The 14,388-nt window shown below is 65.7% G+C and carries 13 protein-coding genes; 3 read left to right on the top strand and 10 right to left on the bottom strand.

The window, feature by feature from the left end:
* The first annotated feature begins 16 nt into the window (after positions 1-16).
* The gene (locus ACNA7R_RS05730; protein ID WP_416282602.1) at positions 17-667 is read left to right on the top strand and encodes a hypothetical protein; all 651 of its coding nucleotides are present in this window, start codon (positions 17-19) and stop codon (positions 665-667) included.
* 227 nt (positions 668-894) lie between these two features.
* Here the strand turns inward: ACNA7R_RS05730 and ACNA7R_RS05725 are convergent, their stop codons facing one another.
* Positions 895-1,440 (bottom strand): tRNA (cytidine(56)-2'-O)-methyltransferase, encoded by a 546-nt coding sequence (locus ACNA7R_RS05725; protein WP_416282601.1) that lies wholly within the window; start codon positions 1,438-1,440, stop codon positions 895-897.
* Between the two features lie 103 nt (positions 1,441-1,543).
* On the opposite strand from ACNA7R_RS05725, the gene ACNA7R_RS05720 reads away from it, so the two are divergent.
* Entirely contained in the window at positions 1,544-1,759 is a 216-nt protein-coding gene (locus ACNA7R_RS05720; RefSeq protein ID WP_416282600.1) for a hypothetical protein, read from the top strand.
* Positions 1,760-1,785: 26 nt separating this feature from the next.
* Here ACNA7R_RS05720 and ACNA7R_RS05715 read toward each other — a convergent pair whose 3' ends face one another.
* From ACNA7R_RS05715 to ACNA7R_RS05675, 9 genes are all read right to left on the bottom strand, one after another.
* Positions 1,786-2,244: a universal stress protein gene (locus tag ACNA7R_RS05715; protein WP_416282599.1), complete on the bottom strand. Its 459-nt coding sequence runs from the start codon at positions 2,242-2,244 to the stop codon at positions 1,786-1,788.
* 2 nt (positions 2,245-2,246) lie between these two features.
* Positions 2,247-3,911 (bottom strand): cation acetate symporter, encoded by a 1,665-nt coding sequence (locus tag ACNA7R_RS05710; protein ID WP_416282598.1) that lies wholly within the window; start codon positions 3,909-3,911, stop codon positions 2,247-2,249.
* Positions 3,908-4,315 (bottom strand): DUF4212 domain-containing protein, encoded by a 408-nt coding sequence (locus ACNA7R_RS05705; RefSeq protein ID WP_416282597.1) that lies wholly within the window; start codon positions 4,313-4,315, stop codon positions 3,908-3,910. Before ACNA7R_RS05705 ends, ACNA7R_RS05710 begins: the two co-directional genes overlap by 4 nt.
* A gap of 55 nt (positions 4,316-4,370) precedes the next feature.
* A complete protein-coding gene (acs, locus tag ACNA7R_RS05700; protein ID WP_416282596.1) occupies positions 4,371-6,341 on the bottom strand; it encodes an acetate--CoA ligase in 1,971 nt (656 codons plus the stop codon).
* Between the two features lie 260 nt (positions 6,342-6,601).
* Complete coding sequence (locus ACNA7R_RS05695; protein WP_416282595.1) at positions 6,602-8,854, bottom strand: bacterio-opsin activator domain-containing protein; 2,253 nt, start codon at positions 8,852-8,854, stop codon at positions 6,602-6,604.
* 128 nt (positions 8,855-8,982) lie between these two features.
* A complete protein-coding gene (gene acs, locus ACNA7R_RS05690; RefSeq protein WP_416282594.1) occupies positions 8,983-10,959 on the bottom strand; it encodes an acetate--CoA ligase in 1,977 nt (658 codons plus the stop codon).
* Positions 10,960-11,057: 98 nt separating this feature from the next.
* The gene (locus tag ACNA7R_RS05685; RefSeq protein ID WP_416282593.1) at positions 11,058-11,546 is read right to left on the bottom strand and encodes a universal stress protein; all 489 of its coding nucleotides are present in this window, start codon (positions 11,544-11,546) and stop codon (positions 11,058-11,060) included.
* A gap of 686 nt (positions 11,547-12,232) precedes the next feature.
* Complete coding sequence (locus tag ACNA7R_RS05680) at positions 12,233-12,829, bottom strand: GNAT family N-acetyltransferase (RefSeq protein ID WP_416282592.1); 597 nt, start codon at positions 12,827-12,829, stop codon at positions 12,233-12,235.
* Positions 12,830-12,914: 85 nt separating this feature from the next.
* On the bottom strand, positions 12,915-13,310 hold the full coding sequence (locus tag ACNA7R_RS05675; protein WP_416282591.1) for a universal stress protein: 396 nt from the start codon (positions 13,308-13,310) through the stop codon (positions 12,915-12,917).
* Between the two features lie 269 nt (positions 13,311-13,579).
* On the opposite strand from ACNA7R_RS05675, the gene ACNA7R_RS05670 reads away from it, so the two are divergent.
* Positions 13,580-14,388 (top strand): ABC transporter substrate-binding protein (locus ACNA7R_RS05670; RefSeq protein WP_416282590.1); only part of this gene is annotated, 809 nt, incomplete at its 3' end.

Genomic DNA, 14,388 nt, shown 5'->3' with positions numbered 1-14,388 from the left:
GACGTACGACCGAACGATGACGTCGTTTCGAGCGGCGATGGGCGACGAGCTCGATCCGAAAGCGGTCGCGGGAATCACGGCTGTCCTCGCCGTCCTCTACGTTCTGACGGATTTCTCGGCCGGATCGGTGATCGCGATTCCGGCCGGGCTCGTTGCACTCGCCGTGCTCAGGGCCGTCTGTACCGCACGCGACTATCCGGACGCCGCCGCCGGAGCCCTCCTCGGCGCGGTCGGCGGACTCGTGTTCGCCGTCCTCGCGATCGGCGACGGCTCCGCCATCTTCGGCGCCCTCGCCGCCGTCCCCGCGTGGCTCTGTCTCGACTCGCTGTACGACCTCCGGCTCGGGATCGACCGCTCGAGCGACCCCGACGACGATATCTCCGAGGAGGAGTACTACCTCGTCTCGGCCCACGGCTGGGCGGTTCTCCGAGAGCTTCGCGAGGCCGACCGCCCGCTGTCGCGCGTGGAACTGCAGGACCGAACGGGGTTACCCGACGAGGACTTCGAGCGCGTTCTCGAGACCGTCGGCGACTCGGGACCGATCGAGCGGGTCGGGACGGGGTACGCCCTCGACGAGTCCGAGACCGGGACCGCGGCGATAGTACGGATGGTCGGTAGCCGTCTCCTTCGGCCCTTCCGACTGCTCCGACCGGCCGTTCCCCGGTGATCCTGCCCTCCGCTGCCGCACGATCCGGACCGATCGCCCTCGAGCAGCGGTGTCGTTGTGCGGCCGTATCACGGGCGGCAGGTGATTTTCCAATTATTTAGTAGAGAAAGTATATGCCGTTCCGGTGGAGAAACCGGTTGCATGGACGACGCTCGGAAGGGACTCATCGCGGGACTGCTCGGGATTCTCGGCTCCGTACTGACGATCCTCTGGGGATCAGGGCTGCTCTAGTCCTCGAGCGACTCAACGCGCTTGCCCGTCTCCATGGGGATCACCTCGCGGTCGGCGTCGACCCACTCGCGCTCGAGTTCGCGCCCCTCGAACAGGCGATCGAGAAACACGGCCAGTCCGGCCACCTCGGAGTGGGGCTGGTTGGTGACGCCGACGTTCCAGTCGGCGGCCTCGTAAACGTCGAACGGAACCTTCTCGGAGCCGACGACGACGAGCAGCGGCTCCCGGTCGTCCTCCCGGGCCGAACGGATCTCGCTCTCGACGTCCTGGATCCGCTCGCCGTACATCGTGAGGTGGACGACCTGACCCTCCCAATCCCGGAGAAGCGCCTGGGGCGAGTCTGTCAGTTCGGCCTCGAAGGGACCGCCGAAGCGGTCGGTGATGTCGTTGACGGTCTCGAGGGACTGGCCGGCGTTGTCGGGGATCCAGACGCGGTCGGCCCCGAGCGCGCGTGCGGTCAGCCCGACGTGGGTCGTCATCCGCTCGTCCCGACCGGGGCGGTGGCCGAGCCGGAGGACGGCGACCTCGGGTGTGTCGTTCATACCGGGGTTCAGTCCCGGCCGAGGTTAGGGGGTTTCGCTTCGCCAACGCGCGTCGAGGGGACAGCGGCAGGCTTTTCGACGCGCCGACGGAACCGTCCACCCGATGACGAACTTCGGCGAGTGGCTCGAGAACGCGCGCGAACAGCGGTGGGGGATCTTCGTCGACCTGGTCTTCGCCGTGAGCTGGGTGACGATGGTCGAGATCATCTTCCGGGTCCTCGAGGGGCCGACCTGGGCGTACTACATGTTCATGCTCGCGGGGATCGTCGCGTACTTCGGGTTCGTCACGAGCCTCGAGACGGCGAGAACCGACCGCTAGGAACGTCCGAAAAGAGTCGTCGACCGCTAATCGTCGTCTCTGTCGACCACCAGCACCGGAATCTTCGTCGAGCGCAGCGTCCGTTCGGCGACGCTGCCGAGCAGCGCTCGGCGGACGCCGCTGCGGCCCGCCGATCCCATCACGATCAGGTCGACGTCGTTGTCCGCCGCGTAGTTGCTGATCTGTTTGTGGGGCTGTCCGGCGACGACCGCCTCGGTGACGCGAATGTCGTGGGCCTCGGCTTTCGCCGCGACGACGCCCGTCGCCTCGTCGGCTCGCTGCTCGAGTTCGGGCATGTCGCCGAACTTCCCCTGCTGGATGCGGTCGACCTGCTCGGTGCCCAGGCTGACGTCGATCGCGCTGGTGTCGACGACGTACAGCGCGTGGACGTCGGCGTCGTACTTCTCGGCGAGGTCGATCGCGTGTTCGACTGCGTATTCGGCCGTGTCGCTGCCGTCGGTCGGGACGAGTATCGTGTCGTACATGGTTAGTCGTCTGCGGGGGTACCGCCGTCGGCGGCGGCGTCTTCGGCCGATTCCATCTGGCTCATCGGTTCGGGGCTGTGACACTGTCGAACGAGGCGCTTGACGTGCTGTGGCGGTTCGTCGGTGACCAGCGAGACGACGATGATCACGGCGAACACCACCGGCACGCCGACGAGCGCCGAGGAGGTTCCCGGCAGCCACGTCGCGACCGCGGGAATCGCCGCCTCATCGACGCCGGTGTACATCGGGACAACGGTGTCGTTGATGATCGCACCGAACGAGAGCGCGATGCCGGTAAGCATGCCGGCCAGTGCACCCTCACGGGTCGTGTTCTCCCACCAGAGACCGAGGAAGAACACGGGGAAGAAGACGGTGCCGGCGATGGCGAACGACATCGCGACGAGTTCGCCGATCAGTGCGGGCGGGTTCAGTCCGATCAGCGCCACGAGGATACCGATCCCGACGATCGTCGACCGACCGACGATCAGCTGTTCGCGCTGGGTCGCGTCATCCTTGTAGAGGTTCGTGTAGATGTCGTGTGCGGCCGCTGAGGAAGCCGTGATGAACAGCCCCGCAGTCGTCGCAAGTGCCGCCGCGACCGCACCCGCAGCGACCAGTCCGACGAGCCACGTCGGCAGGTCAGCGAGCTGGGCCGTCAGCACGACGAGGGCGTCGGCCTCGACGCCGAGCATCTGCGCGAAGCCGTCACCGCCGCTAACCTCGCGATCGTAGAGTAGACCGCCGAAGGCCGCGTAGGTGGCTGTCCCCCAGTACAGTATGCAGATGAAGAACAGGCCCCAGACGGTCGACCAGCGGGCCGTCCGCTCGTTGTCGACCGTGTAGAACCGAACCAGCACGTGGGGAAGTCCGCAGGTACCGACGATCAGACTGAACGCGAGCGCGATCCAGCCGTAGTAGCCGGCCGCGGCGAACGGCTCGACGAACTGGGCCTCGATGCTCGCGGCCTCGGCGACCTGGGGTCCGGCCTCGAGGTACGGCAGGACGGTCGACCAGCCCTGAGTCCAGCCCGTCGCGTACAGACCGAGCGTGAAGGCGATGATCAGGATGGTGTACTGGATCGCCATGTTCTTGGTCGTGCCGAGCATCCCGGAGAGGGCGACGTAGGCGATGGTGACGGCCATCAGCCCGATCACGCCGGCCTCGTAGGAGATGCCGAAGATGTACTGGGCCATCAGCCCCATCCCGCTGGCCTGGCCGATCGCGTAGGTGAAGGCGATCGCGAGGGTGGTAAAGGCCGCGATTCCGCGCGCCCAGTCGGAGTAAAACCGGTCACCGACGAAGTCGGGTGCGGTGTACTTCCCGAACCGACGGAACTGCGCGGCCAGGAAGATCAGTAGGATGAAATAGCCCGTCGTCCAGCCGACGACGTACGCCAGCCCGAAGTAGCCCGAGAGGGCGACCAGCGACGCGACGCCGAGGTAGGAGGCGGCGCTCATCCAGTTGGCGCCGATCGCCATCCCGTTCTCGATCGAGCCGATCGAACGGCCGGCGACCCACAGCTCGTCGACCGCCGCGACGCGGAAGAAGTAACCGACGCCGAGGAACAACACCAGCATCGCCGCGACGGTCAGCGCTGGGATCAGCTTGAAATCACCGACGTCCAGCGCCGTCTCCTGCATGACGATCGGGTCGATCGCTTCGATCATTCGTTACCTCCGTCGGCGGCGACGGTGCCGGAGTCGGTTTCCTCCTCGGTCTCGTGGGAGATACCGTACTTCGTGTCGAGTCGGTCGCGCTGCATCGCGTAGCCGACCGACAGCAACAGCGCCCCCAGCGGCGTGAAGATCGCCGCCAGGAAGAAGTGCAGCGGGAAGCCGTTGAGGATCGTCGTCTCGGTCATCAGCTCCGGCGCGAGGAAGGTTGCGGTCGTCGGGCCGAAGACGACGAGGATCCAGGCGAGAAACGACAGCCAGATCACCTTCAGGTGGTCCCGCATGAACGGTGTCGCCGGCTTGAAGATGTTTATCTCCTTGTCGAGGTAGGCCTCGGTCTTGACTCCGCCGTCGGTTTCGACGGCGTCCTCTGCATCCTGAGTGGTATTCTCTGTCATATTAGCGTATCACGTGTGGTGGTTGGTGAGTAGCTTCGAAAGGAAGACAGGACGGCTAGTCCTGCACCTGCTCCGCGATCTCGTCGACGACCTCGGGGTTGCGAAGCGTCGACGTGTTACCCAGTTCGTTTCCGCTCGCGATGTCCTCGAGCAGGCGACGCATGATCTTGCCCGAGCGCGTCTTGGGCAGTTCAGGGGTAAAGATGACCTCCTCGGGCTTTGCGATCGGGCCGATGGCGTCGACGACGCCCTCGACGATCTGCTCGGAGAGGTCGTCGTCGCCCTCGTGGCCGTCCTCGGTGATGACGTAGGCGTAGACGGCCTCGCCTTTCACGTCGTGGTCGCCGCCGACGACGGCGGCCTCGGCGACGCCCTCGACGCCGACGATCGCGCTCTCGATCTCCATCGTTCCGAGGCGGTGACCGGAGACGTTGATGACGTCGTCGACGCGACCGAGCACGGTGATGTAGTCGTCGTCGTCGATCTTCGCGCCGTCCTCGGGGAAGTACACCCACTCGTCGGCATCGGGGTCGGAGTACTCCTCCCAGTACTCCTCGATGAATCGGTCGTCGTTCTGATACAGCGTCCGGAGCATACCGGGCCAGGGCTTCTGGACGGTGAGATAGCCGGCCTCGCCGGCGCTGACCTGCTCACCCTGCGCGTTGACGATCCGGGCGTCGACGCCGGGCAGTCCCGGGCCGGCGGTGCCGGGTTTCATCTCGTTGACGCCGGGCAGCGTCGTGATCATGTGGCCGCCGGTCTCGGTCTGCCACCAGGTGTCGACGATCGGACACTCCTCACCCCCGATGTGCTTGTAGTACCACTTCCAGGCGCGGGGGTTGATCGGCTCCCCGACGGTACCCAGCAGGCGCAGCGAGGAGAGGTCGTGCTTCTCGGGGTACTCCTTGCCCCACTTCATGAACGCGCGGATCGCCGTCGGCGCGGTGTAGAAGACGTCGACCTCGTTCTTCTCGACGATCTCCCAGAACCGATCCTTGTCCGGGTAATCCGGCGTCCCCTCGTACATCACCGTCGTCGTGCCGAGCGCCAGCGGCCCGTAGATGATGTAGGAGTGGCCCGTGATCCAGCCGATGTCGGCCGAACACCAGTAGGTGTCGCCGGGCTCTAAGTCGAGTACCGCCTGAGAGGTCCAGGCCGTGTACGCGAGATAGCCCGCGGTCGTGTGTTTGACCCCCTTGGGCTGGCCCGTCGTTCCCGAGGTGTACATCAGGAACAGCATGTCCTCGGCGTCCCGTGTCACGGGCTCGACGGTCTCGCCGCGGTTCTCGTCGACGAGTTCCTCGTAGTCGTGCTGGTCGTCCTCGAGGTCGTGATCGAGGTCGTCACCGAGGCGGTCGACGACGACGGTCGTCGTCTCGTGGTCGACGCCCTCGAGGCCCTCGTTGGTCTTCGAGATGTGATCGAGCGCGTCGCCGCGGCGGTAGTAGCCGTCGGCGGTGACGAGGTACTCGCTGTCCGCGGAGTTCATCCGGGTCGCGAGCGCATCGGCCGAGAAGCCGGCGAAGACGACCGAGTGTGGCGCGCCGATCCGGGCGCAGGCCAGCATCGCGATCGACAGCTCCGGGATCATCGGCATGTACAGCGTGACGACGTCGTCCTCCTCGACGCCCAGGTCGCGGAACGTCGCGGCGACGGCCTGGACCTCCTCGAGCAGTTCCTCGTAGCTGTAGGAGCGGGTCTCGCCCAGTTCGCCCTCCCACTCGATGGCGGTTCGGTCGCCGTCGCCCGACTCGACGTGTCGGTCGATGCAGTTGTACGCGGCGTTGAGCTTCCCGCCGCCGAACCACTCGTAGAACGGCGCGTCGCTCTCGTCGAGGACGGTGTCGTACTCCTGCTCCCACGAGAGCAGGTCGGCTGCCCCCTCCCAACACTCCGGCCAGTTCTCCTCGAACTCCTCGTAGATCCCCTCGTCCGTTACGTTCGCCTGCTCGACGAACGATTCGGGCGGCTCGAAGGTGTCCTGCTCCTCGAGCCGCGCCTCCAGACTGACGTCGTCCTGTGACATGGTACAACCACTCAGTATACAACAGCCATAGTAAAGCCCGCCTCTAGTTGTACAAAACGAGTCCCCGATCCCGGGGGAATAAGTGGCGATCTACTAACCAGTCGGCCCGATATCGGGCGGAAATCGTGACGATCACGGATCCGGATCGGTCGCGCGACACCGAACTCGAGTCGCGCCATCGGCGAGTCAGCGGCGAACGTCGACCGACGCTAAAGACCTAGGTCTACGCCGTGAACACGTTCGTCGATCGTCGATCCCGGCTACTCCTCGCCGGACGGATCGTCGAAGAACGTCCGCAACAGCTCGTGTTGGCCCTTCCGGAGGTGGCTGTGCAGCGTCGGCGAGGAGACGCCCATCGCGTCGGCGATCTCCTCGGCGGTGCTCTCGCGGGGCCAGTCGTAGTAGCCGCCCGAGTAGGCGGCCCGCAGCGCGGCCTCCTGGCGGTCGGTCAGTCGCTCCTCGAGCCCCTCCCGGAACTCCCGTCCGGTCTGGACGGGCCGTTCGGTCTCGCGTTTTCCAGCCAGTTCGGAGTCGGGAAACGCGGATCGCAGCCCGGCGACGACCGTCCGGATGTCGGCGTCGGCCGCACACTCGGCGGTGATCGTCGCGACGCCCTCCTCGAAGCGCGCCTCGCAGACGGTAACGCCGTACTCGGTCAGCGTCAGCGTCGGCGAGGAGCCCTCGACGACGAACTCGAGCCGATAGGCGTCCTCGTAGGTTTCGATGAGTCGACAGTCGTCGATCCCCGGATCCGCCTCGGCGCGCTCGAAGACCTCGGCCGGCGACGCACCCTCGAGGCGGACGTAGTACAGCTGCGTCGAGTCCGAGAGCGGGACCAGCGAGTCCAGCTGAAACCGACAGTCGAGCCGCCGGGTCGTCTCGACGAAGAAGGATCCCTCGTCCCGGCAGACGAACTCGAGTTCGACCACGCGATCCGACAGCAGGAGGTTCCGCCGGCGGATCGCGGCGATCGCGTAGCCGACCTGTCGGCCGATCGTCTCGAGCCACGCCCGTTCGGCCTCGTCGAACGCACCCGGTCGTTCGGTCGCGACCGACAGCCGCCCGTACACCGTATCGCCGTACCACAGCGGAACGGCCGCGACGCGGCCCTCGAAGACGCCGGGATCGTCCTCGAGCGTCGCCTCGACGTCCGTCGCGACCGACACCGAGCGCGCCTCGGCCGTCTCCGCGAGGCCGACGGTCGACTCGTCGAGTTCCGGGAGGGTCGTTCCGGAATCGGGTCCGTCTTCGGGCGGCTCCCGGTCCGGAGCAGACGGACGCGGCTCGCTCCACCCCTCGGGAACGAGCCGATCGACCCGGTCGGCCTCCAGCCCACTGGTCGTTCGCCAGTTCCCGTGGCGATCCGAATGGGTCGTCCGATCGATCCAGGCGACGTCGTAGGTGCGTCCCTCGGTGAGGGCGCGACAGGTGACTGTTTCGACCTCCTCGTGGCTCGTCGCCTCGAGCAACGCGTCGGTCAGCGCCCGGTGGCGGGTGGCGACGCCGTACGCCTGCTCGAGCGTCTCGCGGTCAGACCGAGCCTCCTCGAGGCGGGTGTGATACTCCGAGACGTCGTAGACCAGCAGCGCGAACCCCTGTAGCCGGTGTCGGTCGTCGCGCAGCGGCGTGACGATCTCGGCCGCGCGAAATCGGCTCCCGTCCCTGCGAACGCGCCAGCCCTCGGCCTCGTACCCCGATTCCTCGAGGGCGCGGGTCAGCGTCTGATCGGGCCGACCCCGTTCGACCGCTTCGTCGGCGTACAGCGCCGAAACGTGAGTGCCGACGATTTCGCCCGCGCGGTAGCCAAACACCGACTCGGCGCTTCGGTTCCAGCGATCGACGTAGCCGTCGGCGTCGAGTCGAACCAGCGCGCAGCGCTCGCTCGCCGCCAGCAGCGATCGAACGACGCTGCCGTCGCTTACGGTCCGTTCGCTCCCGGCGCGGTCGCTCGACCCCGTTTCGAGCGACGCGAACTCGTCGACGATCTCGGCGTCGGTCGGGCTCGGCAAGTACGACTCGAGGGCCTCGAAGCTCCCCCAGCCGCCGACCCGTTTGACGACGAGCGGGTTGATCCCGTGATCGGTCAGCGCGGTCTCGAGGAAGTACCGCCGGAGGTCGTTCGTCGAGATCGACTCGAGGGCCGGCTCGTCGAACCGGTCGCTCGCCCGCTCGGCGACCTCGACGAGGAGCATCTGCAGCCGCCGGGTCGAGACCGAAAACACCGGCTCGTCGCTCGAGAGACCGTTGCTCCGGGCGTACCGTCGAAGTTCTCGCTCGATCGACGTCGGCAGGTACGCGACGCGGGAGTCGGGCAGGCGAAGCAGATACCGGGGCGGCTCGGTCCGGACCTGGTCGATGGCGTCGATCGTCACCCGCTTCAGTTCGGCCGGCCGGAGGCCGACCTCCCCACAACAGCGGACGACCAGCGCCTCCCGGTAGGTCTCGGCGGCGTCGAGAAGCGACTCGTACTGCTCGCGGGTGATGGCGGCGGACTCCGGCTCCTCGAGGCTCACGCTTCGGCTATTCTGAGTCCGCGAAAATAACTGTATCGACACCGACCGAGTAGGCGACCGATACTCGCCAGAACAGCGACCGAGGAGGGGAAGATTAAATTTCGCGAGCGTTGCGTTCGCGAAGCGTACTACTCCGTCTGTACCTCGGTCTGAATCTCCCCGACGATCTCGGGGTTGCGAAGCGCGCTCGTATCGCCCAGCTGATTACCGTTCGCGACGTCCTCGAGCAGCCGTCGCATGATCTTCCCCGAGCGGGTCTTGGGCAGTTCGGGCGTGAAGACGACCGACTCCGGGGTGGCGATCGGGCCGATCGAGGACTCGATGCTCGCGACGATCCGGTCGCGGAGGTCGCCGTCGGGATCGCAGTCGGCCTCCGTGCTGACGTAGGCGTAGACCTCGGTTCCCTCGGCCTCGCTCGAGCGACCGACGACGGCGGCCTCGACGACCCCGTCGACGCCGGTGATCGCGCCCTCGATCTCCATCGTGCTCAGCCGCCGCCCGGCGACATTGATGACGTCGTCGACCCGACCCATAACGGTGATGTAGCCGTCCTCGTCGATCGTCGCTGCGTCGCCGCTGAAGTACCACCACCGATCGTCGTCGGGTTCGGCGAACTGACTCCAGTACTCCGAGCGGTACCGCTCGTCGCCGTCGTACAGGGTGCGGGCCATTCCGGGCCACGGACGGGCGAGAACGAGATAGCCGGTCTCGCCGGGCTCGACGCGGTCGCCCTCGGCGTCGACGACGCGGGCGTCGATCCCCGGCAGCGACGGGCCGGCGGAGCCGGGTTTCATCCCGTCGACGCCCGGCAGCGTCGAGACCGTGATCGCGCCGGTCTCGGTCTGCCACCAGGTGTCGACGATCGGCGCCTCGCCGCCGCCGATGTGGTCCCGGTACCAGTTCCACGGGCGGGCGCTGATCGCCTCGCCGACGGTGCCGAGCAGCCGCAGCGACGAGAGGTCGTGTTTCGCGGGGTACTCCTCTCCCCACTTCATGAACGCGCGGATCGCCGTCGGCGCGGTGTAGAAGACGTCGACCGCGTTCCGATCGACGATCTCCCAGAGGCGATCCCGATCCGGGTAGTCGGGCGTCCCCTCGTACATGATCGTCGTCGTCCCCAGCGCGAGCGGCCCGTAGACGATGTAGGAGTGACCGGTGATCCAGCCGATGTCGGCCGCACACCAGTACGTATCTTCGGGCTTGACGTCGAGCACCGCCCGCGAGGTCCAGGCGACGTGGGCGAGGTAGCCACCCGTCGTGTGGACGACGCCTTTCGGCTCGCCGGTCGTCCCGGAGGTGTACATCAGGAACAGCATATCCTCGGCGTCCCGGGTGACCGGTTCGACGGTCTCGCCGGCGTGGGCCGCGACCAGCTCGTCGTAATCGTGCTCCTGCTCGCCGAGCACGTGGGGGAGGTCCTCGCCGAGCCGGTCGACGACGACGGTCTCGACGTCCTGCTCGAGGGAAATCAGGGCGTTGTCGGCCTTGCTCTTCTGGTTGAACGCGTCACCTCGGCGGTAGTAGCCGTCGCAGGTCACGAGATACTCGCTGTCGGCGGCGTCCATCCGGGTCGCGAGCGCGTCCGCGGACAGCCCCGCGAAGACCACCGAGTGGGGCGCGCCGATCCGGGCACAGGCCAGCATCGCGATCGGCAACTCGGGGATCATCGGCAGGTACAGCGTGACGATGTCGTCCTCCTCGACGCCGAGATCCAGCAGCGTCGCCGCGAACTCGTTTACCGCCGTCGCCAGATCCTGGTAGGTGTAGGTCTCGCGCTCGCCGCGCTTTCCCTCCCAGCGGATCGCCGCGTGGGTCTTCCGTCCGGCCTCGAGATGCCGATCCAGACAGTTGTACGAGGCGTTGAGCGTCCCCCCGGAAAACCATTCGTAGAAGGGGGCGTCGCCCTCGTGGAGGACGGTGTCGTACTCGCGCTCCCAGGAGAGCAGGTCGCCTGCTCGTTCCCAGCACTCGGGCCACTCCGCCTCGAACGCCTCGTAGATGGCCTCGTCGGTCACGTTCGCCTGCTCGACGAACGACGCGGGCGGGTCGTGGGACGGGCCGGCAGGCACCGACGGATCGGCGTCCCACCCGTTGCGGTCGACCATGTCTTAGTTGACTCGAGGTCGTTCAGTCGAATAAACGTTCCTCCGATCGCCGCCGTCGAACGGGCAGCGAGTGCGCTCGGTGCGGCTTCCGGCGGGCGCTACGAGCGCACGGAGTCGATGTCCTCGACGTCGCCGGCCTCGGCCTCGGAGTGGCGGACGACGTAAACGTCGTAGCGGTGGTCGTTCGCGACGGGGCTGCCGACGCTCGACTGTGGGGAGATCACCGAGCCGGCGTTCTCCGAGCCGATGAAGACGACGCTGGCACCGATCTCGCCGGCGATCCGTTTGATCTCCCGGACGACGTTCGTCGTCGCCGTCGCAGTCGGCTCGTCGGAGGTGACGCGCTCGACCCGGACCGTCGCCTCGGGTGCGATGTCCTCGATCCGTCGTCGCATTCCCGAGGCGATCATCTCGGGATCGAACGGCTCTCCCTCGCTAATCCAGCCTCGATCGCGGGCGTACCCCTCGTCGTCTGGGATCACGGTCAGAGCGATGACGTCCTCCTCGAGGAGGTCGCCGAACGTCGAGGCGCGCTCGAGGGCCTTGCGGGCTAACACCGAACCGTCGAACGGAACGAGCAGCGACATTACGACTATCCACACTGAGAGCGGAGGTAAATGTTCGGTCTCGAACAACCGATCGAAGCGAAACGACAGCCCATCAGGGTCGACCGGAACGACCGAAGACATACTATCCATCATATATTCTACCCTTCCAGGTAATAGTCAGATGCCATTCCTATCTGGCGAGTACCCCATCTACTTCGTCCATATATCATTGGAAATTGCTTTAGACAGGCGGTAGTTGCGTGTCCGGAGGCTAACTCAGTTCCTCCCTCGATCGGTAGCTTAATTCTATCGAAGACGTCGTTATATAGGTTTCTAACAGCAATCGATCGATCGACATTCGGATCTTTTTCTCTACATAGTATGTATATTCTTATATAATACTATAACATATATGTCCACTTCGGTATCGAGAATGTCGATCTTCAGTGGCACGTTCGCGCTGACAGAAACCGGGTCCCGCTACGGTAGCCGATCGTCAAATCCGAACACTACCGGTGATCGTAGACGCGCCAGACGTCGACGTCCTCCTGGGTGTAGGGGTCGTGAACAGACGTCCTCGGGCGAAACGCCCGCCTCGTCGGCGCCTGTCGGTAGAAATCGTCGATCGACGCGCTCGACGCTCAGCGCCGACCCGATCGGCTCCCGGTTGAACCCTGCGGCCGACGGCCGGGTCCTCGCGAGGCCGGCTGTATCGTGAGCGATCGCTACGCGCTCGCCGGCCGTTCCGCCGGCGGGAGCCGAACCGTCTCGACGATCGGTTCGTCGAACGGGAGTCGCATTCGGATCTCGCCCCCGCTTCGCTCGACCGTCTCGAACCCCATCCGTCGGTAGACGTGGCACGCACGCTCGTTTTCGGCGTCGACGTCCAAAACGAGTGCCTCGTGGCCGGCGTCGGCGGCGTACGCGATCAGCTGTCGGCAACACTCGCTTCCGATCCCCCGATCGTGGTACGCGGGGTCGACGAAGACGAGGAACTGGGGCTCGACGCTCGAGCGCGGGGCGTAGGCCGCGTGGCCGGCGACCCGACCGTCGTGGACCGCGACGACCGCGAACCCGCGCTCGAGGAGCCGCTCGAGCCAGTTCTCGATCCGGCCGCGGCCGACCGGTGGCAAGCCCATCGATCGATGCGCGTCGGGGTACCCCTCGTACATCGAGACGAGGTCCTCGAAGTGCAACGGGGAGTACGGTTCGACTAGGACCGGTTCGCCGCGCTTGTCGACGAACCGCGGACACCGTGGCGGGCACTCTGCGGTTCCGTCGCAGTTCTTGGGGTCCCACGCGCTGCAGGTATCGGGTGTCATCGACGTTCACGTATGAATTGTTGCCACAGAAACCTCACTCTTCACCCGTGTATGTGCGGCATTTAAATAGAGAAGCGGCTCGCGATTACTGCTCCGGGCTGACTGTGACGACCGGGCGGTCGGTACCGAGGATGACCGACTGGGTCACACTGCCGAAGATGACCTTGCCCGTCGGCGTCCGTTTTCGACCCGACAGACAGATCAGATCGACGTCCCGTTCGTCGGCAACCGCGATGATCTCGGGGGCCGGATCCCCGCTCGTCTCGTAGTACTCGTAATCGATGCCGCTCTCGTCGAACGCGTCGGTGACGTGGCGAACGCCGTCGAGTTGCGGTATCGATTGGCCCTCCGGGTTCTCCTGGAAGACGTGAGCGAGGACCGCCGACACCTCCTCCGTCGCCGCCGGGAGCGACTCGATCATGGATGCCTGTGCGAGCGCCCGCCGCTCGTCCGTATCGAGCGCGACCAGTACGCGATACATACTCCGAGAAATCGTGGTCTATCATCATAATTTCGAGGGTCGAGGAGTCCCAGATCGAGGGACCGTTGCACGGCTCCCGGCCGAGCGATGGCCCCTATTCCCTGCCGGCGGTAGTTTTTTAGCGAACATAGTTTTTTCAATAAAACGGCATCATATCGTTCAGATCTGCCGATTTCGACCCCTTCCGTAACCCCACCGCCCGCATCCATAATATAAAACCCCTACAAATAGCGGTCGATATTTATGACCTACTGTATTCAACTGAGTGTATGGGTCGGGATGACAGACACCATGGGAGTAGGCGGCAGGTTCTCCGCGCCGTCACCGCAGGGAGCGTCGCCGGACTGACCGGTCTGGCGGGCTGCGTGGGGGATCCAGAAGAGGCAGCGAACGGGGAGGAAGCGTCCGACACGATCGAGCTCGCGGTTCTCGAGCCCTTCACCGGTCCGTTCAGCGATCTCGGGGAGGAACGGACCCAGGGAACCGAACTCGCGATCGAGCAGATCAACGACAGCGACGAGTACGAGTTCGAGATCGAGTACGAGACCTACGACACGCAGTCGGATCCCGAGGACGCGCTCTCGGAGGCTCGCGAGGCGGTCCAGTCCCAGGGAGCACAGTTTCTCACCGGCTGTATCTCGAGCGACGTCGCACTGTCGATGAACGACTTCGCGCTCGACAACGAGGTGCTGTACACGCCGGGCGCGGCAGACGTCGCGATCACGGGCGAACGGTGCAACGAGTACGTCTTCCGCTTCGAGACAAGCACGGCCCAGATCGCCGAGGCAATGGCACAGTGGACCTACGAGGAGCAAGGCGACCAAATTTTCTACCACCTTGCGGACTACGCATATGGCGAGTCCGTACGAAACGAATTCGAGAGTCGGATGGAGGAGCTGAGCGACGACTACGAGGCCGTCGGCGAGACCCGCGCCGAGTTCGGCGCGACCGATTTCGAGGCCTACATCACGCAGATCGAGAGCGCGGCCGACGAGGCCGACGCGGTCGTGATCGGGAGTACCGGCGGCGACCTCGTCGCGTTTCTGGCCCAGGCCGCCGACCGCGGGCTACCCGACGA

The sequence above is a fragment of the Natronococcus sp. genome, assembly GCF_047921035.1.
GTDB lineage: Archaea > Halobacteriota > Halobacteria > Halobacteriales > Natrialbaceae > Natronococcus.
This window is presented reverse-complemented; position numbering and strand designations above follow the sequence as displayed.